This window comes from Peribacillus sp. NPDC055009, from assembly GCF_053608705.1.
Genome location: NZ_JBSGVZ010000003.1, coordinates 229,776 through 252,311 on the forward strand (window position 1 = coordinate 229,776; position 22,536 = coordinate 252,311).

Consider the following 22,536-nt stretch of genomic DNA (forward strand, 5'->3'; position numbering starts at 1 on the left):
AGGAGTTTTCACGAATGACCAATCATATCAAAAAAATTCGTATGCTCGAACCGACGCATCCAACCAAGGCAACCGGTGTTTTCAAAGGAGAAGCTTCAGGCTTCCTCCTTTGGAACGATATTCAGTATGAAAAATTCTATGATACCTATACACAGCTCATCAATAACTTTTGGAAGCCTTCGAGCGTGAACATGATTCAGGATAAAAAGCAGTGGGGCGAATTGGATGAAGATATCCAGGATGCATTTCTCGATATCCTTACGATGATTGCTGGAATGGACAGTCTTCAAACGCCCACATTAGTAGAAATCCTTCGGTACATCAAAGATCCGGCGGCAAAAGCTATCCTGGCCAACATGGCCCAGCAGGAATCGATCCATAATGAATCTTATTCCTATATCCTTGCTTCCTTGATTCCGGTAGGCAAGCAAAAACAGCTTTTCGACCGCATCAAAGAACATCCTGAAGTGATTAAGCGTAACCAACCGATCGTTGATGCTTATCAAACGTTCGTGGACGATCCCAGCCCACAGCATTTATTCGAGGCACTGATCCATTCAACGAACCTTGAAGGAATTTATTTCTATCTGGCTTTCGCCTTTTATTATAATTTAGGACGGCAAAATCTAATGACCGGATCGGCTACGATGATATCCTATATTCATCGCGATGAAATGGTACATTTCGATTTCATTGGAATGCTCATTCAAATCTTGATGTATGAATATCCTGAGTTAAATAATGAAGAAAACACGAAGTTCATCTATACAACGATTGAAAAAGCAGTCGAACTCGAAAAGGAATGGTCTGAATATATGCTCGAAGATATCCAAACCAAAGCCGATCTTGATTTGGAAGAATTCAATGAGTACATCGAATATATCGCCAACAAACGGTTACGTATGCTAGGCCTTGAAAATTTGTATAAAGAGTATGGCGAGAACCCGATGCCATGGATCAAAACGTTTGATGATGAATCCATCGGACTTACCAAAACCGATTTCTTCGAGCAGAAGTCAAGGACATACAGTCAAGTAAATGCCAGCAATGGGTTCGATGAGCTGTAAAGTTGCCATTGTCTATCATTCTGCCGGCGGCAATACAAAAGCGCTTGCTGAAGCCCTCGCTTCCCTTTTACCTGAAGCTGGACTATATCGAATGAATGAATTCGATTCACGTACATTGCCAGATTACGATGCATTGATCGTCGGCACCTATACATGGGGCAATGGGGAGCTTCCCGCTAAATCAGCAGCCCTTTATAAAGAACTGGAACAGTTGCCTATTGCTCATCTGAAAACGGGAGTCTTCGGCACTGGTGAAACCAACTATAATCATTTTTGTGGGGCGGTCGATCATTTCCGGGACATGTTATTTGCCAAGAGCCAGTTATTGGTGACATTGAAGATAGAACAGATGTATCAAGAATCAGACTTGCCCAGACTTCAAAAGTTCGCCTCGCTATTCCAGAACTGACTGAAAGGGGATATGCATGCTCGCATATCCCCTTTCAGTGTTTAAAAAACTTGGCTCCCTATATCATAGCAGCCGTAAGCATGGAGTATAATGGAAGAAAAAAGGAGATAATATCCAATGACTGAAAATATAACACAGTTCCTTCCTATCCTTTTTATGCTAGTGCTTGTAGTATTCGTTATATTCATCGTCTTTTTCCTGTCAGGGCATTTTAATCGTTCTAAACGGATCGAAGAAAAATTGGACAAAGCATTAAAGGAAATCGCCGAAATAAAAGAAAAATAAAAAGACTCCAAAATCGGAGTCTTTTTTTTATATGCGTTCAATTATTTTTGAACGTTAGCTGCTTGTGGTCCACGAGCGCCTTGCTCGATTTCGAAAGAAACTTCTTGGCCTTCTTCAAGCGTTTTGAAGCCTTCTCCTTGGATAGCTGAGAAATGTACGAATACATCGTCTTGGCCTTCAACTTCGATGAAACCGAAACCTTTTTCTGCGTTAAACCATTTTACTTTACCTTGTACCATGATAGTTCCTCCTGTGTTTGGAAAAATCCATTTTATTACTATTTTTGGTTCTGGATAATGTTTCAAGAGGAATCCTATTACAGTAAATCCTTCTATCAAACTTTTCCGAACAAAAATAATTACTCATATTATATCATGGGAAATCCTAAAAAAACAAGATTATCGCAGTAAATCAACCGACAAATTATCCTAAAATTCTACATATTTCTCTTCTTGCTTTGTCGGAAGCCTTCGTCCAATAAGTAACGCTCCGCCTCTACCGGACTCTCGAAACATTCCTCAAGATTCGACCCTGAATAAACATTCCAAAGCAGGTCTTCCCTTTCAAGTGTAAGCTCTTGCTTTTCAGGGCCAATCCATGCCCCTTCCAACCTAGCGAACTCGTTTTCCTCTTCTTCGAATTCTACCGGAGGTTTTGATAGGTAATCCACGCTTTTTTGAATCAATTCTTTCAAATCCGCTTCATCATAGTCACGTATATTGATAAACCCTTTACGGTCAGTGTCTTTTTTTCTCATATGCCCAGCGTAAACGAATCCATTTCCATTGGGATGCAAGTGCTGAACGACGATTTTTTTCTCTTGGACGCTATCTGGATAATGGAAGTTCACACGTCCCAATGAAACGTCTTTTCGCTGTAATTCCGGAAAAGTTTCAATAATGCTCAATTTTTCTTCAAATGTTAACAAATTTCTTCCTCATTTCATTAGTTCATATTGTTTGTCGATTATAACATAGACTGATTAGAAACAATAATCCCCCTCTTCCATTATAATGTAATGAAAGGGAGTGATTTGATTGCTCATGACAATTCGGGACCTGGACTCCGCTTATGGCCGGCAGCTTTTTAAACTTCAGAAAGAAGCCTATAAGGTGGAAGCGGAAATGATCGGCTTTGCTGATATCCCTCCATTATTGGAAACATATGAACAATTCATTCATTGTCATGAAACGTTTCTATGCTTTTTAAAGGGTGGTACCTTAGCGGGTGCAATATCTTATACAAAAGAAAATGGTCAAATACTGATTTGCCGGATGGTCGTCCATCCTGATTATTTTCGGCAGGGTATCGCGGATGCACTGCTGCATGCTCTTCAATTACCCGGCGACTGGGAAAAGATATCCGTTTCGACCGGTAAAATGAACCTGCCTGCACGGAACCTTTACGAAAAAAACGGATTCACCCATAAAGAGGACGTAGAAGCCGCACCTTTCTTTTTCATAAGCATATTCGAGAAACAGCATTCATTTTATGTATGTCACGATAAAAAGCATAATGAATGAAATGACAATGATTACGGCAACCCATAGCCAGGCTAATGTCATATTCCCGGAGTCCATGGCGATATAAATCGCCGTCGGTATGGTTTGTGTCTGTCCGGGAATGTTTCCGGCAAACATGAGTGTGGCCCCGAATTCCCCCAATGCACGCGCTGAACTCAAGATGGCACCAGTGACGATGGATTTGACCGCCAATGGAAGGGATACATTCAGGAATAATCTCCACTCGCCGGCCCCGTCAACCCTTGCTGCATTTTCGATTTCTTCATCTATACCTTCAAAGCCCGTTTTAGCGGATTGGTACATAAGCGGAAACGCTACCACGGTAGATGCAATGACCGCCGCCCACCACGTGAACATCAGTGGCTGATCAAAAACCCTTTCAATCAATTGTCCCGGCATTCCACTCTTGCCAAAAATCACAATCAATAAAAACCCCACGACGGAAGGCGGCAAAACAAGCGGCAATAAAAACGCTGTTTCCAACAGGACTCTTCCCTTGAATTTCTTTTTAGCCATCATTCGCGCTAGGATAATTCCTAAAACGAAAACAAGGATACCCGATAGTCCCGCTACTTGTATCGATAGCCTGACTGGTGACCAAAAATCCCCTGTCATGATACCATCCGCACATCACTGTTAAATAACGGCCTATGCAGGTCCTTTTTCGGCACCATTACCCAAACCGTTTCTTTTTCATTAAAGGCAGATTCCATTTCATTTTCTCCCTTTCTTTTTAAAATAACATTTAAGTTTATTTTTCTTGACATCTTGCTGACACAAAGGAACGTTAAAGTAAGAGTATCACAAATATAAAAATAATTTCATTCCAATAAACTTGAAAACTTTGAAGGAGTCGATTTTAATGGTAACAATTTATACTACCCCAAGCAGTTTAGCCTGTCGTAAAGCAAAAGCTTGGCTTAAGAAGAACGAAATTTCCTTTAATGAACGTAACCTATATTCCCAACCACTTTCTATAGAAGAAATAAAAGAGATTTTACGTAAAACGGAAGGCGGGACAGATGAAATCATCTCAACCCGTTCCAAAAAATTCAAAAGCCTGAATATCGATATAAATAATACACCACTTAATGATCTTTGCAAGCTTATTCAAGATAACCCGGATTTACTTCGCCGGCCAATCATTTTCGACCATAAGAACTTGCATGCAGGATATAATGAAGAAGAAATGGGACGCTTCCTTCCAAGGAAGGTCCGTCATGTACAATTATGGCGTGCAATCAGCCAATTGGCTTAATCAGTTAACATTCTGCATAATAAGAGGGTTGTCCATTACATGGACAACCCTTTTTTATATCTTATCCGCTTTCTCTATGACAATCGTGAAGGTGGTGCCTTGTTCATCGCTATCCTTAAGCACAAGATCTCCCTTTTGCGCTTTTGCGAGCATCTTACTGAATGGCAGTCCCAAACCTAACCCACGTACCTTCAGCTTTTTGTTTTCACCTCGATAAAATGGTTCGAACACATATTGCTGTTCATGTTTCGGAATCCCCCGCCCGCTGTCCAGTACATCAATGCAGATCCGTTCTTCATCCTTTTCATAAAGGTGAATCGCTATTTTCCCTTTGCCGTCAAGTGCATGTCTGGCATTATTCAAAAGGTTAATGACGATTTGCTGCATCCGCAATGAATCAATTTGACCAAAGACCGGTTCATCAGGAACTTTTATCTCAAAAGCGAACGCTTGATCATCATCCTGGGTCACCTGCCAGCGATAGGCGATTTCCTTGATGAATATATTGATATTCTCTTTTTGTACCCGGATTTTAAAAGCGCCTGCCGATATGGCATTATAATTGAGTAAATCCTCTATCATACCTTGTAATCGCTGAGTTTCCTTTAAGGAAATATCGAGGAATTCCTTACTTTGCTCTCCCTTAACGACATCGTCCTTAACCGCTTGTATCAGTCCGCTAATGGAAGTGACTGGCGTTTTCAAATCATGGGTTACGCCTGCAAGCAATTCCGCCCGCAACTTCTCCATGACCTTCAATCGATTGGTCATTTCCTTAAATGATTCTATCAGTTCATAAATTTCTTCTTCCTTGATTTCCTCTTCCTCTTTGAAATGGATATCATAGTTGCCTTCACGAACCTGGACAGCGGCGTTAGCTACGTCTTGGATGGGGCGCGAAATTTGCCTGGAAAGAAAATAAATGACTCCCGTCCCCAGAATCAGAAGGCCTCCAATCATGATCGCCAACAAGCCATGGTCTTGGTTGATTTCCTTCAATGCCCCTTCTTCCTGGGCAATGACCACCCAGCCTCTCGTCTCATCGTTAAACGTAATGGGGGATTTGACGACATATACTTTGTTGTCTGAAATCTTGACCTTCTGGACTAACTCCGTATTTTTCATGATGACGTCCGGGAGTTTATTTTCATCCGGATCGATATACAATTGTGGCATCGTATATATGATGGTGGCATCGGGATCGACGATATAGATGATTGGCTGTTGGTTCAGATGGAGGATTTTCTCCCTTTCCTCAACAATTTCCGAAAGGATCGGACCAACGACAATCTGGCCATTTTCCTTAATCGCGCGATCGGATGTTTCATCAGCTAAGTATTTAAGAAGGCTGAGCCTATATTCCAAAGCTGTTTTTTCCATCCACCATAAGGAAAAAACAGACAATAATATCAAACCTGAAATCAAGGTCAATACGTATCTCTTTGTCCAATAGCGTTGTAAAGTGGTTCTTTTTTTAGTTTTCATAGACACTCAATTGATACCCCAATCCACGCAATGTTTTTATTTCCCCCTCAGTCACAGGCCATGCATCTATCGCCTTCCTGATTCGTTTGATCGCCAGGTCCACCGCACGGTCACTGCCGTCATAATCTATGCCCCACACTTGGTCAAGCAGCTGTTCTCTCGTGAAAATTTGATTAGGGTGCTTAGCGAAAAAAACGAGCAGCGACAAATCACGCGGCGTCAAGTTTATCTCTTCCCCATTCAAATGCACCTTATAAGACAGATCATCGATGGTTAAACTCCCAAATTGATGTACATGACCATCTTCCGTAACAACCGATGATGATCTTCTTAAAACGGCATGCACCCGGGCCACGACTTCTTCGGCAACAAAGGGTTTGGAGATGTAATCATCCGCACCTGACTTAAATCCCGATAATCTGTAATCGACATCTGTCAGTGCAGTCAACATGATAACCGGACATGTATCGTCCTCCCGAATTTCCTTCAGTATATCCCAGCCTTCCTTACCAGGAAGCATGACATCAAGCAGGACAAGGTCTGGCTTCGTTTCTTCAAACACCGGAATGGCCTTTAGCCCATCGTAAACTTGGACTACATCAAAACCTTCCCGCTCCAAATATGCTTTCAACACCATCGATATGGCAATTTCATCTTCTACTACAAGAATTTTCTTCATTGACAGATTCCTCCTTCCTGAATTATAGTGGAATCATTTTATATATGCTATCTATTAAAAAGACCAAGCATTTTCCCTCAATCTTACCATTTTTATGTGTCAGGATTATGTTCGCAGTAAAATTAGCCGATGTTTTCACATAATAACCTTTTGTAAGTGATCTCGATTCATTTTAACAGGAATGCTTCTGCATGGTCGTAATGATCATCCAGAAAATACACTCTTAAGAGGCTGGCTCTAAACTGAGCCAGCCCTTTTCAATTACATGTCTCGTGTGGATTCGGACAACCCGCTTCCTGTCTTTCCACTTGGATCGTGCTATGTTCAATTCCAAACTGATCATGAAGTAGTTTTTGCGCTTCTGCTAAAACGGAATCGTGATTACCGCTCTCATCTATGACAACATGGCAGCTCATTGTCAAAAAGCCAGAGGTGATCGTCCAGATATGAAGATCATGGACATCTGATACACCATCCAATTCCATCAAGGATGCTTTCACTGCATCCATATCGACTTGGTCTGGTGTGCCCTCCATCAAGATATGGAAAGAATCCCTCACTACCCTAAAACCGCTGATAATGATTAAAATCGCGACTATGACGCTCGCAATCGGATCTGCAATTCCCCAATCGAAAAAATAAATCAAAAGTGCGGCCGCTATGGCACCCACAGATCCAAGCATATCACCAATAACATGTAAAAAAGCACTCCGTACATTCAGATTGTCTTCCTTATCTCCGCTCATTAAAATCCAGGCCGCAATGATATTAACAAGTAAGCCGATGATTGAAATCATTAGCATTCCCAAGCTTTGCACCTCAGGGGGATCCAGGAACCTCTTAATTGCCTCTACGAAAATGAATACGGATATGACGATCAAGGTCAATCCATTCAAACAAGCAGCAATGATTTCAAACCGTTTATATCCAAACGATTTGGACGATGTCGCTTTCCTTTCCCCCAACCTTATAGCTGTATAACTAAGCCCTAAAGCTGCTGCATCGCTAAGCATGTGACCTGCATCCGACAGTAAAGCCAGACTATTTGTCAAGAATCCGCCAATGACCTCGACGATCATGAATGTGGAGATTAATAAGAAAGATGCCAACAAGGCTTTTTTATTATTAGAATGGTGGTGGTGTCCGTGCCCATGATCATGGGAGTGACCATGATGATGTCCCATGCCATCCCTCCTCTCGGATTTGAAACTTATATATAGTATGGGATAAATCCAGAATGGTTTCAAATGATTCACTTCCGGGATTCACTGGCGGAAAAAGAGTGATGGAATCAGGAGGACGTGATCTTTTACGAAAACCCTAAATTCTGGCTTCAGCCATTTCAAAGTAAAAATAAACGCTACAGACATTACCTGCAGCGTTTTTCCCGTTTATCCTTCCTCTTTCATCGTATCATCGACAATGGCGTACAGATCCTTATTAAACAATTCATCATTACAAACAAAACTGTGCCCTTCCATCTCTTCCTGCTCTTGATTTACTACCCGTTCCTTTTCCTTCATGACATACCTCCAGCTTCGTTGAGTTTGCCTATTATCGTATCCACAGGCATGTACCTTTATGCTCAACATTTCCCCATACTTCATCTTTTTTAAACGTCCTAGACCTGCTGGCCGCCATGGAAGGCACGAATAATGAATTCATGCTCTGGGACTTGTAAGCTTTGATACGATGACAGGAACGATGTATTATCATAGGCGACTTTTTCAAGATTTACCTGAATACCGGTATTTTCAATCGCAACAATCGCATAAGGGGCAACTGGTTCACCATTACAGCCAAGAGAACCAGGGTTCAGGAATATCGTTCGGTCATTTTTAAAAAGGTGGATGGGATGATGATGTCCAAATCCGATTAAATCGTGATGCTGATCTTTGAAAAGCGTTTCTAAGTTACTTAAACTCGGTTCAACGATTTTACTAAATGGATTTTGGCTTATGTGCTCATCCAATTTCTTCGATTCCAAGTGATAATGGGTGAAGTAAACGGAGTGATCATTAATGATATGATGTATGGTCCGAGGCAATTTTTCCAATTCATTTATGAATTTCCTATGCATCCTTTCAGCTATCCATTCATGATGCTCCTTAACATGAATATGACCGTCCGGATGCGGCTCCCCGTTAATGATGGCCAGGACAGCTTCATCATGATTTCCAGTTATCATCGATACACCATTTCTTGAAAATAAAAGTTCAAGGACTTCATTAGTATCCGGGCCAATCCCGACCATATCTCCCAAACAATAGAGACGATCTATATCTTCCCTTTGATCAATATCCCTAAGAACGGCTTTCAACGCTGAAGCATTACCATGCACATCCGTAATAATGGCAACTTTCATGAGTTAGTTCAGCTCCCTTCCCCCACAATCCACATGGTATATTATAACATTTAAAACAAAATCAAAAAAATATTCGGGCTTATTCCCTTGATTTTGCCCACGCCCATTTTTTATGAATAAGCAAACACTTCGGCCTAGAATACATAGTATGAAGTATTCCCGGTAAAGATGTTTTGCTAGGTATGTAATTCATAATATGTATGAGGAGGAAATCAAATGGGTGGAAATGGTAACGAATGTTGTGGCGGCGGTGGCGGCTGCGGCGGTTTCGATAACGGATTTGCATTGCTGATCGTATTATTCATCTTGTTGATCATCATCGGATGCAGTTGGGGATTCGGCGGCGGCGGCGGTGGATGCTGCTAATATACTAAATCAAAAAGGCGCCTGAGCATGGCGCCTTCTTTGTTATGAATTGACTTTTATTTTTTCTCTTTGCTTTTGTTTTCGAGTCTTCATAATGAACCAAATGACAATAAGTGCAATAGGGATAAGCAAGAAATTCGCATATTGTGAAAAGATGGCTCCCGCCTGCTCCCATCTAGGTCCTAACTTAAACCCTAAATAAACATAAACGCTTGTAACAGGAAGCATCGCCATATAAGTATATAATATGAATTTCCAAATATTCATTTTCAATATTCCGCATGGCAGCGACACGGCGGTACGTATACCTGGTACAAACCGTCCAAAGAAGGCAATTCCCCCACCATACCTTTCAAAGAAGCGGTCAGCTTTGTTCAGCTGCTCATCTTTGATCAAAAAGTATTTTCCGAACTTTAATACAAGCGGTCTCCCGCCATACTTGCCTAAGGCATAAAGCGTCAATGGGCCCGTTACCCCGCCAAGCGAACCGGCAAGGATAGTCAAGTATAAATTCATATCACCTTGATAAACCCAGTATCCTGCCAGTGGCAAAACTATTTCAGCAGGAATGAATTCAAAAGTCAAAGCTAGCAAAACACCGAAATAAGATAAAGATTTAAACGCTTCAATCATATCCATTATTAAAGTTTCCATTGAGGTTTCCCCTTTTCTAACTTTTATAACATATAAAAAGGGGTGCTCCAAGATGAATGCGGGCACCCATGATGTCAAAAAGGACATTGTCCATTGTATCACAAGTTAACCCGCATTTTTCTATAATGTTATCCTAAAACAGTGTTCTTATGGAGTCCAGGTTTTGTTATCGGGCTATTCACTATAGACCTACGCTTGTAAAAAGAAGGATAATAGAATATCAGATGTCCCGAAACGAAAAAAACTTGAGGACGAATTGACCTCAAGCATTCGTTATAGTTAATCAAGTGAATAGCCTCTAAATGGGTAGAGATGTACCCATGACAAGATCGGTACCCCTCTCAAATCATAAAAGGGGCAGAGAGCCTCCTCAATCCATCTTCCATTTGTTTTTTTGCATCTTTCATCATGCCATCAAGTAATTCCTTTACCGTGGGTATATCGTCAATCAATCCGGCAACCTGGCCGCTGTTCATAAAACCATTGTTAACATCCCCGTTCATTGCGCCATTAATATGATGGACCTCAGAGGTCATTTCACGATAATTCACAGGAGACAGCCCCTGTTTTTCCAAATCAAGGACTTTCTCGGTATATGGATCCTTCAATACCCTTCTGACCTGGCCAAACGTTCTGCCCAAAATTACCGTATCATTGCCCATCGCTTCGATTAGTTTCTGTTTATATGACGGATGGAACGGTGCCTCTTGTGTAGCGATCAGCCTGGTTCCCAATTGGACTCCTGAAGCCCCCAGCATCAATGCCGCTGCCAAACCCTGTCCATTGCCTATTCCGCCAGCTGCCAAAACCGGGAGCGTCACATGCTTGCTGATTTGCGGAATGAGTGTAAAGGTCGTCATTTCCAGGTTCGAATTGATGCCGGCAGCTTCAAACCCTTCTGCGACCAACACATCAGCCCCTGCTGCTTGCGCTTTTTGCGCGTGCTTGACCGACGCAACGATGGCAATCACTTTTATATTCTTTTTTTGCAATAGCGGAATGAAAGGGGCAGGATTTCCTGCAGATAAGGAAACTACAGGTATTTCATGCTTCAGGACAAGATTCACTAACTCATCTGTATATGGACTAACATTTATTGGAATGTTCAACGCGAAATTGTTATTGGTTTTATCTTTGGTTTCGAGAATGATGGCTTCCACCTGTTCAGGATTCATGGTACCGCACCCTATTGTCCCAAGTCCTCCTGCATTGGATACTGCAGCCGCAAGACTTGCATTGCTTATATTCCCCATGCCGCCTTGTATAATGGGATATTTTATCGCAAAAAGTTCACAAATATATTTCACTTTCATCCCTCCCTGTCAATTTAATGTTATACTATATTCATTAGAAAAACAATTCTGACTTTTCAAAAAGGAGCGAGACTATGATTATTCCGTACAATAATAAAAAACCATCCATTGATGATACTGTTTTCGTGGCACCCGGCGCTCATTTAATCGGTGATGTTTCGATTGGGAAAGACTCGACCATTTGGTTTAATTCCGTACTGCGCGGTGATGAAGATTCAATTACAATAGGAGAAAAATGCAGTATACAAGATAATTCCACCATTCATTTATTCGAAGGATGCCCAGTTGTCATTGAAGACGAAGTGACGGTTGGTCACAATGTCATCCTGCATGGCTGTAAAATAGGCAAACGCTCCATTATCGGTATGGGTTCAACGATATTGGATAATGTAGAGATTGGCAAAGAATGCATCGTCGGAGCGAACACATTGATTTCCTCTGGCAAAATCATACCTCCACGTTCACTGGTTATTGGTTCCCCGGGGAAAGTGGTTCGCAGATTGAATGATAAAGATCTTGAATTGATCCAACTTTCAATCGATACATATGTTCAAAAAGGAAAAGACTTCAAAGGGATACTTGATTAATTAAAAGCAAGAGTCGAAAATGATAATGTGAAAAGAGCCTCGGCAAGTCGTAGTTAACGACTGGCTGAAGCTCTTTTTCACTTAATGATCAGTGGATGGTCCTTGGCATCATAGGTTTCATCTTTCCGGCATAAATCATTGTTTTCCTGAAATACGCTTTCAAAAAAACGGCTTGCTGGTTCAGCCAAGACTTGATAATACTGGCTAAATAAAAGAGCAGCATGATTGCCATTCCACTTTGAAGGCAGAAGTTCCTTTGGCAGGCCCGGATCGATAAATAAAAATTTACGGTATTCATGCACCAAGTTCGTTCGTTCCACAAAACAATCAGCATCGGACATTTCGCCCCTGCTAATGATGCTTTGATGAACGATGAATTGTTTGCTGTATTTCTCGATGAATTCTTCATATTTATTTTCAATCTCTTCTAAATGCCAGCTCTTCTCGACAAGCGATTGGTTTTCCTTTGGACCTTTGTACTCCGAAATGAAAAAATCAACATATTCATCTATGTCATATTTCTCGATCAAGCGATTGATTTGTTTCTCCAAATCATTAGGGGAAATCCAGCAACCACTTGAAAAACTGCCAAACCCGCTCCATAATAATTCTTTACGGAGATCATCTCGTAATTGCCGCTTATCTTCAGGGATCGTGTACATTAAGATACGCCATTTACCGTCCCATTCATTCGGTTTCATCTTATATATGCGGTTGGCCGCTTCATCCATTCTCTGCACACCGCGATCAGTCAAAAAGTAATAGCTTTTATTTCCCTGCTTCTCCGACTGAATCCACCCTTGCTTGACCATTCGTGAAACGGCTACACGAACGCCCTGCTCATTATGGCCGAATTCCTTTAACAAACGAATTAAACTGCCTATCCAGATCTTACTTCCATAGTTACGGATATAATCGCCGTATATCGTAAAAATCATGGATTGTGTATTAGTACCTATCCTTCTCACCTCGTCCTAACATTGTTACTGTTTTCACACGGAAGACATAATAATTATTATATCTTTTTAAAATGAAAGCGCAATATCATTCACCAGTAAACCGTGCTTTTCTCCGTTCACTAAATGCCAGCAGCGCTTCCGATCTGTCTTGAGTCGGGATAGTCAATTCATAGGCTTTACCTTCTATGGCCATTCCGGTTTGCAAGTCCGTATTCATTCCTTGGTCAATCGCATATTTGGCTTGTTTGACTGCAATCGGCCCGTTTTTCATGATATTGGCTGACAATTCTCCACAAGCTGACATTAGTTGATCCCTTGGCACGACCTTCAAAAGGATCCCTAATTGACATGCCTCTTCTGCAGTCAATTTTTTAGCAGTGAAAATCAATTCCTTCGCTTTCATTTCCCCAATCAATCTCGGCAGCCGCTGTGTACCGCCTGCCCCAGGAATAATGGCCCAGCTAGTTTCAGTGAGCCCCATAGAAACACCTTCGGCTGCAATTGCAAAGTCACATGAAAGCATCCATTCAAATCCTCCCCCCAATGCATATCCATTGACGGCAGCTATGGTTGGCTGCGGAAGCCCTGCGATACTATTAAAAACATCACGAATCGCTTTCACGTTCCTTCTTACTTCCGCATCATTCAAAGACTTTCTTTCTTTCAAATCCGCACCCGCGCTGAATGCTTTTTCCCCAGCACCGGTGAAAATGACGACACGGATATTGCCGTCATAATAAACTGCATCGATGACTTCCTGAAGTTCACAAAGTGTCCCATAGTCGAAGCAGTTCAATACGTCGGGCCGATTCACTGTTATATAGCCGATTTGATTTATCACTTCATAAATAACCTTGGACATGAGGCACCTCCCCTTAATTTGTCTCGATATTTTCTATAATTGCCGATATGCCTTGGCCAACGCCTACACACATCGTCGCAAGACCATAGCGTACTTTCCGCTTTTTCATTTCGTGGACAAGTGTTGTTAAAATACGCGCCCCGCTTGCACCGAGGGGATGGCCAAACGCTATTGCCCCGCCATTGACATTCACTTTCTCCTGATCCAATTTCAACTGGCGGATGCACTCCAAGGATTGGGAAGCGAATGCTTCATTCAATTCCACTAGCCCGATGTCTTCAATCGTCAAGCTTGCCCTCTCCAATGCCTTTTTAGTGGCATGAATCGGACCAAGGCCCATAATGGACGGTTCTAAGCCCGCTACCGCCCCTACAACATATTTGGCCAGAGGCTTCAATCCAAGCTCCCGTGCTTTTTCTGCACTCATCAAAAGTAATGCCGAGGCTCCATCATTTACACCTGAAGCATTACCGGCCGTTACGGTGCCGCCTTTAAAAATCGGTTTGAGTTTTTCCAACTTTTCGATGGTCGTGTCAGGACGAGGGTGTTCATCCTTCTCGATAATGACCTCATTCCCTTTACGATCCGTATATCGAACAGGTACGATTTCAGTAATGAAACGCTCATTTTCCACTGCTTTTTTCGCTCTTTGCTGGCTTTGATATGCGAATTGATCTTGGTCCTCCCTTGAAACCGAAAAACGCAGGGCGACGTTTTCAGCCGTTTGAGGCATGGAATCCGCACCATACATTTCTTTAAGTTTCTCATTCGTGAAACGCCATCCGATCGTTGTATCCTGAAGCTCCATTGAACCCCGAGGAAATTCACTCTCAGGTTTGGCCATGACGTACGGCGCCCTTGTCATGCTTTCAGTACCGCCTGCGATATAAATATCGCCTTCACCAACTGCAATGGAGCGTGCAGCATACATGACGGCATCCAATCCGGATCCACATAAGCGATTTATTGTCGTTCCACCTACATTTACCGGAAGACCAGCTAAAAGGGCGGACATCCGGGCCACATCGCGATTATCCTCTCCGGCTTGATTTGCATTCCCGAAGATGACATCCTCAATTTGATCTGGCGGCAGCTCTGGATTGCGATCGGTCAGCGCCTTGATTACAATTGCACCTAGGTCATCCGGTCGAACGCTTTTCAATGCGCCTTTATATCTTCCGATTGGTGTTCTCACAGCATCAATGATCACAACATCCTTCATTTCCTCACCAGCTCGCCGTCTTTTGTATAATCGTACACACCTTTACCTGATTTACGGCCGAGCCTGCCAGCTTTAACATACTGTTCAAGGAGGGGAGCCGGGCGGTATTTCTCACCAAGCTTACTATGTAAGTATTTTAAATTATTCAATCGGGCATCCAGTCCCACCAAATCACCTAGCTCAAATGGACCCATTGGGTAATTCAGCCCTAACTTTATTGCCTTATCGATTTCCTCTGGTGTGCCTAAACCTTCTTGAAGCATAAAGAAGGCTTCATTTCCTACCAAACAGCTGATCCTGCTGGTTACAAACCCAGGGAATTCATTTATGACCACTGTTTCTTTTCCCATTTTTCCGGCTACCTCTTTTATTACGGCTGCCGTTTCATCGCTGGTTTCAAGTCCACGTACAATTTCAACGAGCGGCATCTTTTGTACAGGATTGAAAAAATGCATGGCAATCGTTTTTTCGGGACGTTTTCCATAAGAACCAATTTCCGTCGGGCTCATCGTGGACGTATTGGTTGCAAAATAACAGTCTTCTTTTGCATGGACTTCAATCGTTTCAAAGACTGCCCTCTTAATTTCCGCCTTTTCAGGAACTGCCTCTATGATCAAGTCGGCATATGCTGCTGATTCTTTCAAATTGGAAGAATAGGAAAATCTGCTTTTTGCAGCTGCCGCTTCTTCCTGAGTGATTTTTTGATAGCGCACACCCTTCTCAAAAATGGCATCTATCTCGTTTCTTGCACTTTCCAAAGCATCCTGATTCACATCCACCAGCACTACATTAAAGCCCCCTGTTGCTCCTACATAAGCTATTCCCCTGCCCATGACACCAGATCCGACAATCACTAGATTTCTAATCATTCGTTCATTCCTCCTTCAAAAATAAATAGGGCTGGCTGCGGATGAATCAGATCAGCATTCATCCATACCTGAATTACTTTTCCGACATACCGTTCAGCCAGCCGCCTATTTTATGTTTTATTAAATTCCAAAGGGATTTAAGGGACGGCTTCCATGATAGGAAATGATGCTTTTCGTTTCTGTATAAAGATCAAGTGTCTCAATACAAAGTTCCCTGCCGAATCCTGATTGCTTATACCCTCCGAAAGGTGTTCCAGGAAATGCGGAGAATGGGCAATTCACCATGACGATTCCCGCTTCTATTTGATTGGCGACTCTAGTCGCACGCCCGCCGTCTTTTGTCCAGAGGGCTGAACCCAAACCGAATTCCGTATCATTCGCGAGTCTCACGGCTTCTTTTTCATCTTTGAATTTCATTATGACAACGACCGGCCCGAATATTTCCTCTTTCACAACATCCATATCATGATTGACATTCGCAATGACCGTCGGTTCATACCAATAACCGTTTTCGAAGCCTTCGATGACCGCTGGCTTTCCTCCTGTAAGGATTTTCGCTCCATCAGTAATGGCAGATTGTACATAATTGTCGATGACATCCAATTGCCCTTGATCTATGACTGCACCGACGTGTGTTTCTTTATCGAGCGGATTGCCCAATTTCAATTTTTTCGTTTTTTCTACGAATCTGGCAACGAACTCATCATATATGTCTTCGTGAACGTATAAACGGGATCTGGCTTCGCAAGACTGCCCAGTATTGTAGAAAATGCCATATAATGATCCATCGATAGCCGCTTCAAGGTCTGCATCCTCAAAAACAATATTAGGGGACTTACCGCCAAGCTCCAATGTCACCCTCTTTAATGTCTGTGAAGCTTTGCCCATGAGATCCCTGCCGATTGGCGTAGAACCCGTGAAGGCTACCTTATTCACTTTCGGATGTTCGACAAGGTAATTCCCTACGTCAGATCCAGGTCCTGGAATGATGTTGACCACGCCGGAAGGAACACCAGCTTCTAAACAGATTTCACCTAATACAATGGCAGTCAGCGGCGTTAACGAAGCTGGCTTAACAATGACCGAACAGCCGACTGCGATTGCAGGTGCAATTTTCCACGCAGCCATCATCATAGGGTAATTCCAAGGGATGATTTGAGCACAAACCCCTACTGGCTCCTTTTCCGTATAATTATGGAATTGACCAGGAACATTATTGACCGATCCGCGATGTGCAACTAAAGCTCCTGCATAAAACTCGAAATCTTCAATTGCCTGCATGACTTGGCCTTGAGCTGCAGAGATGGATTTGCCGCTGTTCAGGACCTCCAATTCAACCAATTCATTAAAGCGTGAACGCATGATCGCTGCAATTTTGTTCAAAACACGAGACCGTTTGTTAATCGGTGTCCTCTTCCATTTCCCGTTATCAAATGCTTCACGTGCTGCTTGAACAGCCTTTTCTGCATCTTCCTTGGTCGCCTTTGCAACCTTGGCAATGATTTCACCTGTTGCAGGATTATACGCATCAATCGTGGAACCATCTGAGCTTTCCACTCTTTCTCCATTAATGATCAGATGATAATAATCACGCTTCATTTCCGCTTTTTCAAATGCCGCCTCTTGTACTCTAACCATGTAATCCCACTCCCTTTTCTATATTACTTCCCTATGAATTGAGCTTTCCTTTTTTCAGTGAATGCTGCCACACCTTCTGCATAATCTTTCGTTAAGCCAGCAATTCGCTGCCCCTCCGCTTCTTCTTTTAAGTATTCTTCCAATGAAAGGTGATAGGACGCCTCTAAGTATCTTTTGATTAAACCGATCGCTTTCGTTGGTTTGTTTGCGATATTCTCTGCAAAGGCTTTCAATTCCTCGTTCCATTCCTCCAAAACGATCACTTTTGTAGCGAGTCCGATATTTTTCGCCTCGCTAGCCGTAACCTTTTCCCCCAATAAAGATAATTCCAAGGCTTTCGCATGACCAACGATCCGCGAAAGGTAATACAGATTCCCCGAATCAGGAATCAACCCGATATTGACAAAAGCATTTAAAAAGCTGGCTTTTTCAGAAACAAGCCGAAAATCGCATGCCAGCGCCAGGCTGAAGCCAGCACCTGCAGCCACTCCATTGACTGCGGCAATGATCGGTTTTTCACAGTTTGCTATTTGCTGCATCATCGGACCGTAGTCTTCGCGCAGCTTTTGGCCTAAATTCATGCCCTCATCAACATCCGATAAATCCTGACCCGAACAAAAGGCCCTGCCTTCCCCAGTAATGATAATGGCCCGCACTTCATCTGACCCCGCAGATATTTTGATCGCTTTCTGTATTTCCTTATTCATTTGGGAAGTAAAGGCATTTAGTTTTTCAGGACGGTTCAAAGTAAGCCATGCCACTCCATTTTCAACCCTATATTTGATGGTTTCGTACATAGAGCACCCCTTATCCGCCTGTAAAATCCGGCTCTCTTTTTTCTACAAATGCTTTCATTCCTTCTTTTTGGTCCTCTGATGCAAAAAGAATATAGAAGTTCTTCCGTTCAAATTGCATGCCCTCATATAAGGTGTAATCAACGGCTTTATTGACGGATTCTTTAATCAGCCTTACAGCTAACGGGGGTTGCTTTGCTATCTTCCTGGCAAAATCAACCGTTTCTTCCATTAACAATTCAGGTGCCACGATCTTATTGATGAAACCATATTGCAGAGCTGTCTTTGCCTTTATCCTTTCAGCCGTCAACATCCATTCAAGTGCCTTTGTCTTGCCTACCAATTTCGTCAATCTTTGGGTTCCTCCCGCACCAGGCATGACCCCTAGTGTCACTTCTGGAAAGGAAAACTGGGTATCGCTGGCGGCAATCAGGAAATCACAGGATAAAGCAAGTTCAAAACCACCGCCGAATACAAAACTTTTCACCGCACCAATCACAGGCTTTTTGACTAGGCTTATTCGGTCCCAATCGGCAAATTGGTTCGTTAACTCCATACTGATTGGATTGTCGTTCACCATCTCGTCAATATCAGCTCCAGCGGAAAATGCTTTTCCATTACCCGATAGCAAGATCACCTTCACTTGCGGGTCCCGGTCGAATTCTTCCATGGTTAAAACTATTTCCCTCACCATTTTCCTGTTAAGGGCATTCAGTTGCTGCGGCCGATTTAAAGAGATATAACCAATGCCATCCGCGATTGACGTTTCAATGAATTGAAGCGCATTCATTTTATTTCTTCGCCGATCATCATCGTTACAAGTTTCCCCGCAAAGCCCATTAAGTCTTTCCCTGATGCTTTGCCCTCAGGAGAACGCATTCCTTTTTGCAGTGCATCATGGTCTTCATAATACATTTCACATAGAATGTGATACTCAGAGTCTTTGCCCATCGGTGTCCCGACTATTTTAGTGACCTCCATTTTTTGAAGACCAGGAATTTTTTCCGTTATCGGACCATGTACATTGAAGTAGTGCTCATCGAATTCTTCCTTGTTTTCAGGTTGTTTATAAAGGGCGATTAGTTTTACCATTTTAGAAAACCTCCATTTTATTAGATTATTTTTATCATCGGTTTCATCGCTTCGAACGGATTTTTACATGCCTTACAATATAAAATGCTGCGGCAGGCCGTTGGACCGAAGATATTTTCCATCGTGACATATGTCGATTCACAATATGGGCAATCCACATGCCATGATCCATCACTTTTCATTTGTCGGGGAGGAGGGGAGATTCCGAAAACCTTCAATCCCGCTTTCCCCTTTTCCGTAATTCGATCAGATGTCCAGGAAGGGGAACGTAAAAATTCCACACTTACATTTTTTACGGCAGGCAGCTGTCGAAGGGCTGTTTCCACATTTTTTTGAATGATCGACAATGCCGGGCACCCAAGAAAAGTTGGCAGCATTTTTACCGAAACGTCCTGGCCCGAAACCGTCACGTCTTCGACCATCCCTAAATCCAGAATACTTACTGTATCGATTTCGGGATCTTTAACGTCTTCCAGGAGCCTATATATTTCTTCTGTGTTTAACTGTACGGTCGCCATGGTACCCCTCCCCTTTCTATTGATTCACCATGAAGCTGCTTTATCGCTTGCGTATACTTCGCTTAACGTTTCTAGCGCCTTTTCCAAATCTTCCGTATGCTGGCCATTACGACCATCACCTCTTGCCATCCCTATTTGAATCGTTGTTGCCAAGCCTACACTTTCAAAAATTGGTGTGATGACCTCGATCCATTTTTTCTGTAAAACAGCTTCGCCCTCTATCAAGCCGAGCTCAACCATTTCCTCTCCATATTGTCCAAGTGAAAATACGCCAGCAAAATCGGGCATTGTTTTCCCGATTGCCGCTTTCATTCTCGAAACCGCTTCCAAGTGACCAGATCCCAGCAATTGGACGAACCATGTTTTCCAGTGCATCAAATGATAGTAAAGTTCCATCTGTACCTTTTGTGCCACTTCAGCAAGCGGTTCATATGAACTTGAATGAAGGGATTGAACCTTAATCGCTTTGGCTTGGGTATAAAAATAATTTCGCACTACCGCAAACGCCCAATCATAATCCGGGTCTTTCATATAGTAACCAGGACCATTGACCAATTCGAGAATGATCGCGTTGCGCCGTTCCTTGGCGGGACGGTCATGAGCAAGCTTATCAGCATCCCCTTCACCGAGTTCTTCAAGTAATTTATAATATATTGCGGCATGCCCCATCGTGTCTTGAGATATCGAAGCGGATGCAACATCTTCCTCGATATGCGGTGCAAGTCCCAACCATTCTGCACCACGGTATGAATGGATGAAGTCATCGTCAGCCAGTTGAAGCAGCAATTCCTTGATTGCGATGCCCTTCAATGATTCATTCTTCATTTTTCACACCTCCAGCCCAAGACATTATCTCTTTTTCATCGAGCATTCCCTGCTCATACTTCCGCCATTTTTTCTTTAAATACCCGTATCCTTTTGTGGTCCTGTAGTCTTTATTATCGATACGTTGAAGCGTTTTCTTTTCCTCGGCCGTCATTTTCCGTATATTCTGTCTTTTAACGACCCAGATATCATCAACCGCTTCACGTCTCATGAAGTTTTCTTGTGCCATCATGATGGCGATATCCTCATTCGGGGCCAGCAGGCTGAAGTGATATTGAACGGGTGATGATTGCGTTTTACGGCTAAATACTTCAAATTCTTCAAAGTAATTCCCTTGCCTAGTTTCCATATCGTCCTTCCCCCTCCCTTAGATGACCTTGGGCGCCAATGCCTCACGTACCCATTTATTATTTTCATAAGAAATTCTTCGAAGACTTAAGCGATCCTGCGAACGGGGACCTTCATTCCTTGCGAACACCTTCAATTTCCCCCAATCGGGTTGTTGGTAAATCCAGGTTTCGGATGCTTTGTCAAACCTAAGCGTTTCATCTGGAATGCTGAAGCCAAGTGAAAGGATCCGCTTCACATATTTAGAAAAAAAGGCTTGTCGAAGTTGTTCATTCGTACTGGTTCTGATTCTGTACTTAATCGTTATATCCTGTTTGGATGTGCCCACTTCATTCTTACTGGGAGGTCCAAAGAAAAGTAATAAAGATTCCCACCAATAATTGATGGAGTCTTGAACCAATTTCCTTTGTTCTTCCGTCCCCTCAGCCAAAGCCATGATTATCGCTTCACCATGCTGGGCGTGAAAAACTTCTTCCGCGCAAATCCTCTGTAATGCCCTGGCATAAGGTCCGTATGAGGCGCCAAGCATGTTCGTCTGGGAAATGATGGCTGCACCATCAACAAGCCAGCCAATCAATCCAGCATCGCCCCAGGATTTGGCTTCCATATGGAAAACATTATGAAACTTTAAATCTCCTTTAAACAAATCTTGCATTAGGTCATCCCGTTTTTTACTGTAAGGCCTTAGCAGATCCTCGGCGACTCGAAGCAATAATTGCCCATGCCCCATTTCATCCTGCACCTTTGCCATGATTCCAAGTTTTCTATTTAAGGTCGGGGCTTTAGGTACCCATTCCTTTTCTGGAAGCGCCCCCATGATTTCACTGATTCCATGCATCGATATTAACTTGATTAAAGTGCCCCGGTATTCTTCCGGCATCCAATCATCCGCCTCTATCTTTTCTCCCGCTTCTATTCTGGCAATAAATTGATTTAGCTTTTCTTCTCCTGCCATATCATTTAAAAGAACGTTCATCCAAATCACCTCTTTTTATAATATAACGTTTATATAACGTTATTATATTTTACTGTTATATTTAATGCAAGACTATTCTGTCTTTTTTCGAAATAAAAGGAAATTATCTGGGTTTCTTTGAATCTTTTAATCCACTAAAACTTTAAAGGGCGAGGTTTCCACTTTGATTGAATCTGTCGGACAACCTTCCACTGCATCATCCAGATCATCAAATAAACCTTCCGCGACCTCTGCAGTTCCTTCATTTTCATCCAGGATGACAAATGCCACTCCCTCATCATTGTAATCAAAGATTTCAGGTGCAGCCGCACCGCATGCACCGCAAGCAATGCAAGTTTCTTGATCCACAACTGTATATTTTGACAAGAGGCCCTCCTCCTTCTCCATTTATGATTGGCTCCATCTTCTCTTCCATTAAGAGATAAACCCATATTTAACCACG

The 22,536-nt window shown here is 42.6% G+C and carries 30 protein-coding genes; 7 read left to right on the top strand and 23 right to left on the bottom strand.

The features are described from left to right. Nucleotides 1-14: 14 nt before the first annotated feature. From ACWF5P_RS07305 to ACWF5P_RS07315, 3 genes are all read left to right on the top strand, one after another. A complete protein-coding gene (locus ACWF5P_RS07305) occupies nt 15-1,067 on the top strand; it encodes a ribonucleotide-diphosphate reductase subunit beta (protein ID WP_137023613.1) in 1,053 nt (350 codons plus the stop codon). Then, nucleotides 1,039-1,476, top strand: a complete 438-nt coding sequence (locus ACWF5P_RS07310) for a flavodoxin domain-containing protein (RefSeq protein ID WP_230177290.1) — start codon at nt 1,039-1,041, stop codon at nt 1,474-1,476. The genes ACWF5P_RS07305 and ACWF5P_RS07310 overlap by 29 nt, the downstream gene beginning before the upstream one ends. Nucleotides 1,477-1,593: 117 nt before the next feature. Then, a complete protein-coding gene (locus ACWF5P_RS07315) occupies nt 1,594-1,761 on the top strand; it encodes a hypothetical protein (protein ID WP_402941076.1) in 168 nt (55 codons plus the stop codon). 41 nt (nt 1,762-1,802) lie between these two features. Here ACWF5P_RS07315 and ACWF5P_RS07320 read toward each other — a convergent pair whose 3' ends face one another. Both ACWF5P_RS07320 and ACWF5P_RS07325 read right to left on the bottom strand, forming a co-directional pair. Continuing rightward, nucleotides 1,803-2,000: a cold-shock protein gene (locus tag ACWF5P_RS07320; protein WP_028393295.1), complete on the bottom strand. Its 198-nt coding sequence runs from the start codon at nt 1,998-2,000 to the stop codon at nt 1,803-1,805. Nucleotides 2,001-2,197: 197 nt separating this feature from the next. After that, nucleotides 2,198-2,689 (bottom strand): hypothetical protein, encoded by a 492-nt coding sequence (locus tag ACWF5P_RS07325; RefSeq protein ID WP_434168778.1) that lies wholly within the window; start codon nt 2,687-2,689, stop codon nt 2,198-2,200. A gap of 115 nt (nt 2,690-2,804) precedes the next feature. Here ACWF5P_RS07325 and ACWF5P_RS07330 point away from each other — a divergent pair, with 115 nt between their 5' ends. Next, on the top strand, nt 2,805-3,284 hold the full coding sequence (locus ACWF5P_RS07330; RefSeq protein WP_434169618.1) for a GNAT family N-acetyltransferase: 480 nt from the start codon (nt 2,805-2,807) through the stop codon (nt 3,282-3,284). Here the strand turns inward: ACWF5P_RS07330 and modB are convergent. Further along, a complete protein-coding gene (gene modB, locus ACWF5P_RS07335; protein WP_101224257.1) occupies nt 3,246-3,899 on the bottom strand; it encodes a molybdate ABC transporter permease subunit in 654 nt (217 codons plus the stop codon). The two genes, ACWF5P_RS07330 and modB, sit on opposite strands and share 39 nt — an antisense overlap. Nucleotides 3,900-4,146: 247 nt before the next feature. On the opposite strand from modB, the gene spx reads away from it, so the two are divergent. Beyond that, nucleotides 4,147-4,542, top strand: coding sequence for a transcriptional regulator Spx (gene spx, locus ACWF5P_RS07340; RefSeq protein ID WP_034314875.1), 396 nt, complete (start codon nt 4,147-4,149; stop codon nt 4,540-4,542). 54 nt (nt 4,543-4,596) lie between these two features. Here the strand turns inward: spx and ACWF5P_RS07345 are convergent, their stop codons facing one another. From ACWF5P_RS07345 to ACWF5P_RS07365, 5 genes are all read right to left on the bottom strand, one after another. After that, entirely contained in the window at nt 4,597-6,027 is a 1,431-nt protein-coding gene (locus ACWF5P_RS07345) for a HAMP domain-containing sensor histidine kinase (RefSeq protein ID WP_230177435.1), read from the bottom strand. Further along, nucleotides 6,017-6,706 (bottom strand): response regulator transcription factor, encoded by a 690-nt coding sequence (locus ACWF5P_RS07350; RefSeq protein ID WP_402941072.1) that lies wholly within the window; start codon nt 6,704-6,706, stop codon nt 6,017-6,019. Before ACWF5P_RS07350 ends, ACWF5P_RS07345 begins: the two co-directional genes overlap by 11 nt. 257 nt (nt 6,707-6,963) lie before the next feature. Further along, entirely contained in the window at nt 6,964-7,890 is a 927-nt protein-coding gene (locus ACWF5P_RS07355; protein WP_434168777.1) for a cation diffusion facilitator family transporter, read from the bottom strand. A gap of 207 nt (nt 7,891-8,097) precedes the next feature. Then, nucleotides 8,098-8,229 carry a hypothetical protein gene (locus ACWF5P_RS07360; RefSeq protein WP_260356845.1) on the bottom strand — a complete coding sequence of 44 codons (132 nt, stop codon included), beginning with the start codon at nt 8,227-8,229 and terminating at the stop codon, nt 8,098-8,100. A gap of 98 nt (nt 8,230-8,327) precedes the next feature. Next, complete coding sequence (locus ACWF5P_RS07365; RefSeq protein WP_434168776.1) at nt 8,328-9,071, bottom strand: metallophosphoesterase family protein; 744 nt, start codon at nt 9,069-9,071, stop codon at nt 8,328-8,330. Between the two features lie 216 nt (nt 9,072-9,287). Between ACWF5P_RS07365 and ACWF5P_RS07370 the strand changes: the two genes are divergently transcribed. Next, complete coding sequence (locus ACWF5P_RS07370) at nt 9,288-9,437, top strand: YjcZ family sporulation protein (RefSeq protein WP_434168775.1); 150 nt, start codon at nt 9,288-9,290, stop codon at nt 9,435-9,437. 42 nt (nt 9,438-9,479) lie between these two features. Here the strand turns inward: ACWF5P_RS07370 and ACWF5P_RS07375 are convergent, their stop codons facing one another. Then, nucleotides 9,480-10,091, bottom strand: a complete 612-nt coding sequence (locus ACWF5P_RS07375) for a DedA family protein (protein ID WP_230177286.1) — start codon at nt 10,089-10,091, stop codon at nt 9,480-9,482. 341 nt (nt 10,092-10,432) lie between these two features. Further along, complete coding sequence (locus tag ACWF5P_RS07380) at nt 10,433-11,398, bottom strand: NAD(P)H-dependent flavin oxidoreductase (RefSeq protein ID WP_101224264.1); 966 nt, start codon at nt 11,396-11,398, stop codon at nt 10,433-10,435. A gap of 80 nt (nt 11,399-11,478) precedes the next feature. On the opposite strand from ACWF5P_RS07380, the gene ACWF5P_RS07385 reads away from it, so the two are divergent. Beyond that, complete coding sequence (locus ACWF5P_RS07385) at nt 11,479-11,991, top strand: DapH/DapD/GlmU-related protein (RefSeq protein ID WP_434168774.1); 513 nt, start codon at nt 11,479-11,481, stop codon at nt 11,989-11,991. A gap of 77 nt (nt 11,992-12,068) precedes the next feature. Here ACWF5P_RS07385 and paaX read toward each other — a convergent pair whose 3' ends face one another. The 13 genes from paaX to ACWF5P_RS07450 all read right to left on the bottom strand — a co-directional run bounded on the left by paaX (nt 12,069) and on the right by ACWF5P_RS07450 (nt 22,460). Next, on the bottom strand, nt 12,069-12,950 hold the full coding sequence (gene paaX / locus ACWF5P_RS07390; protein WP_096339984.1) for a phenylacetic acid degradation operon negative regulatory protein PaaX: 882 nt from the start codon (nt 12,948-12,950) through the stop codon (nt 12,069-12,071). Between the two features lie 85 nt (nt 12,951-13,035). Then, the gene (locus ACWF5P_RS07395; protein WP_434168773.1) at nt 13,036-13,812 is read right to left on the bottom strand and encodes an enoyl-CoA hydratase-related protein; all 777 of its coding nucleotides are present in this window, start codon (nt 13,810-13,812) and stop codon (nt 13,036-13,038) included. A 13-nt stretch (nt 13,813-13,825) separates the two neighbouring features. Beyond that, a complete protein-coding gene (locus ACWF5P_RS07400; RefSeq protein ID WP_101224266.1) occupies nt 13,826-15,034 on the bottom strand; it encodes an acetyl-CoA C-acyltransferase in 1,209 nt (402 codons plus the stop codon). After that, nucleotides 15,031-15,903, bottom strand: coding sequence for a 3-hydroxyacyl-CoA dehydrogenase (locus tag ACWF5P_RS07405; RefSeq protein WP_230177278.1), 873 nt, complete (start codon nt 15,901-15,903; stop codon nt 15,031-15,033). Before ACWF5P_RS07405 ends, ACWF5P_RS07400 begins: the two co-directional genes overlap by 4 nt. Before the next feature lie 120 nt (nt 15,904-16,023). Continuing rightward, nucleotides 16,024-17,541: an aldehyde dehydrogenase family protein gene (locus ACWF5P_RS07410; RefSeq protein ID WP_230177277.1), complete on the bottom strand. Its 1,518-nt coding sequence runs from the start codon at nt 17,539-17,541 to the stop codon at nt 16,024-16,026. A 23-nt stretch (nt 17,542-17,564) separates the two neighbouring features. Beyond that, the gene (locus ACWF5P_RS07415; RefSeq protein WP_434168772.1) at nt 17,565-18,338 is read right to left on the bottom strand and encodes an enoyl-CoA hydratase-related protein; all 774 of its coding nucleotides are present in this window, start codon (nt 18,336-18,338) and stop codon (nt 17,565-17,567) included. A gap of 10 nt (nt 18,339-18,348) precedes the next feature. Continuing rightward, entirely contained in the window at nt 18,349-19,125 is a 777-nt protein-coding gene (locus ACWF5P_RS07420) for an enoyl-CoA hydratase/isomerase family protein (RefSeq protein ID WP_260356843.1), read from the bottom strand. Beyond that, nucleotides 19,122-19,427 carry an EthD family reductase gene (locus ACWF5P_RS07425; protein WP_098372584.1) on the bottom strand — a complete coding sequence of 102 codons (306 nt, stop codon included), beginning with the start codon at nt 19,425-19,427 and terminating at the stop codon, nt 19,122-19,124. The genes ACWF5P_RS07420 and ACWF5P_RS07425 overlap by 4 nt, the downstream gene beginning before the upstream one ends. Before the next feature lie 20 nt (nt 19,428-19,447). After that, on the bottom strand, nt 19,448-19,945 hold the full coding sequence (gene paaD, locus ACWF5P_RS07430) for a 1,2-phenylacetyl-CoA epoxidase subunit PaaD (protein ID WP_101224271.1): 498 nt from the start codon (nt 19,943-19,945) through the stop codon (nt 19,448-19,450). A gap of 24 nt (nt 19,946-19,969) precedes the next feature. Next, complete coding sequence (paaC, locus tag ACWF5P_RS07435; protein WP_434168771.1) at nt 19,970-20,770, bottom strand: 1,2-phenylacetyl-CoA epoxidase subunit PaaC; 801 nt, start codon at nt 20,768-20,770, stop codon at nt 19,970-19,972. After that, on the bottom strand, nt 20,760-21,119 hold the full coding sequence (gene paaB, locus ACWF5P_RS07440) for a 1,2-phenylacetyl-CoA epoxidase subunit PaaB (RefSeq protein ID WP_101224273.1): 360 nt from the start codon (nt 21,117-21,119) through the stop codon (nt 20,760-20,762). Before paaB ends, paaC begins: the two co-directional genes overlap by 11 nt. Nucleotides 21,120-21,137: 18 nt before the next feature. Beyond that, nucleotides 21,138-22,094, bottom strand: a complete 957-nt coding sequence (gene paaA / locus ACWF5P_RS07445) for a 1,2-phenylacetyl-CoA epoxidase subunit PaaA (RefSeq protein ID WP_101224274.1) — start codon at nt 22,092-22,094, stop codon at nt 21,138-21,140. A gap of 126 nt (nt 22,095-22,220) precedes the next feature. Continuing rightward, the gene (locus ACWF5P_RS07450) at nt 22,221-22,460 is read right to left on the bottom strand and encodes a ferredoxin (RefSeq protein ID WP_048678740.1); all 240 of its coding nucleotides are present in this window, start codon (nt 22,458-22,460) and stop codon (nt 22,221-22,223) included. Nucleotides 22,461-22,536: the final 76 nt, after the last annotated feature.

Bases quoted from the DNA above. Each gene is read 5' to 3' on its own strand.
- paaD (WP_101224271.1), bottom strand. From the start codon at position 19,945: ATGGCGACCGTACAGTTAAACACAGAAGAAATATATAGGCTCCTGGAA.
- ACWF5P_RS07410 (WP_230177277.1), bottom strand. From the start codon at position 17,541: ATGGTTAGAGTACAAGAGGCGGCATTTGAAAAAGCGGAAATGAAGCGT.
- paaB (WP_101224273.1), bottom strand. From the start codon at position 21,119: ATGGAAACTAGGCAAGGGAATTACTTTGAAGAATTTGAAGTATTTAGC.
- ACWF5P_RS07370 (WP_434168775.1), top strand. From the start codon at position 9,288: ATGGGTGGAAATGGTAACGAATGTTGTGGCGGCGGTGGCGGCTGCGGC.
- ACWF5P_RS07350 (WP_402941072.1), bottom strand. From the start codon at position 6,706: ATGAAGAAAATTCTTGTAGTAGAAGATGAAATTGCCATATCGATGGTG.
- ACWF5P_RS07320 (WP_028393295.1), bottom strand. From the start codon at position 2,000: ATGGTACAAGGTAAAGTAAAATGGTTTAACGCAGAAAAAGGTTTCGGT.
- ACWF5P_RS07400 (WP_101224266.1), bottom strand. From the start codon at position 15,034: ATGAAGGATGTTGTGATCATTGATGCTGTGAGAACACCAATCGGAAGA.
- ACWF5P_RS07355 (WP_434168777.1), bottom strand. From the start codon at position 7,890: ATGGGACATCATCATGGTCACTCCCATGATCATGGGCACGGACACCAC.
- ACWF5P_RS07405 (WP_230177278.1), bottom strand. From the start codon at position 15,903: ATGATTAGAAATCTAGTGATTGTCGGATCTGGTGTCATGGGCAGGGGA.
- ACWF5P_RS07420 (WP_260356843.1), bottom strand. From the start codon at position 19,125: ATGAATGCGCTTCAATTCATTGAAACGTCAATCGCGGATGGCATTGGT.
- ACWF5P_RS07310 (WP_230177290.1), top strand. From the start codon at position 1,039: ATGCCAGCAATGGGTTCGATGAGCTGTAAAGTTGCCATTGTCTATCAT.
- ACWF5P_RS07415 (WP_434168772.1), bottom strand. From the start codon at position 18,338: ATGTACGAAACCATCAAATATAGGGTTGAAAATGGAGTGGCATGGCTT.
- ACWF5P_RS07425 (WP_098372584.1), bottom strand. From the start codon at position 19,427: ATGGTAAAACTAATCGCCCTTTATAAACAACCTGAAAACAAGGAAGAA.
- ACWF5P_RS07395 (WP_434168773.1), bottom strand. From the start codon at position 13,812: ATGTCCAAGGTTATTTATGAAGTGATAAATCAAATCGGCTATATAACA.
- ACWF5P_RS07330 (WP_434169618.1), top strand. From the start codon at position 2,805: ATGACAATTCGGGACCTGGACTCCGCTTATGGCCGGCAGCTTTTTAAA.
- modB (WP_101224257.1), bottom strand. From the start codon at position 3,899: ATGACAGGGGATTTTTGGTCACCAGTCAGGCTATCGATACAAGTAGCG.
- ACWF5P_RS07360 (WP_260356845.1), bottom strand. From the start codon at position 8,229: ATGAAGGAAAAGGAACGGGTAGTAAATCAAGAGCAGGAAGAGATGGAA.
- ACWF5P_RS07345 (WP_230177435.1), bottom strand. From the start codon at position 6,027: ATGAAAACTAAAAAAAGAACCACTTTACAACGCTATTGGACAAAGAGA.
- ACWF5P_RS07315 (WP_402941076.1), top strand. From the start codon at position 1,594: ATGACTGAAAATATAACACAGTTCCTTCCTATCCTTTTTATGCTAGTG.
- ACWF5P_RS07375 (WP_230177286.1), bottom strand. From the start codon at position 10,091: ATGGAAACTTTAATAATGGATATGATTGAAGCGTTTAAATCTTTATCT.
- ACWF5P_RS07385 (WP_434168774.1), top strand. From the start codon at position 11,479: ATGATTATTCCGTACAATAATAAAAAACCATCCATTGATGATACTGTT.
- ACWF5P_RS07305 (WP_137023613.1), top strand. From the start codon at position 15: ATGACCAATCATATCAAAAAAATTCGTATGCTCGAACCGACGCATCCA.
- spx (WP_034314875.1), top strand. From the start codon at position 4,147: ATGGTAACAATTTATACTACCCCAAGCAGTTTAGCCTGTCGTAAAGCA.
- paaA (WP_101224274.1), bottom strand. From the start codon at position 22,094: ATGAACGTTCTTTTAAATGATATGGCAGGAGAAGAAAAGCTAAATCAA.
- ACWF5P_RS07365 (WP_434168776.1), bottom strand. From the start codon at position 9,071: ATGAAAGTTGCCATTATTACGGATGTGCATGGTAATGCTTCAGCGTTG.
- paaC (WP_434168771.1), bottom strand. From the start codon at position 20,770: ATGAAGAATGAATCATTGAAGGGCATCGCAATCAAGGAATTGCTGCTT.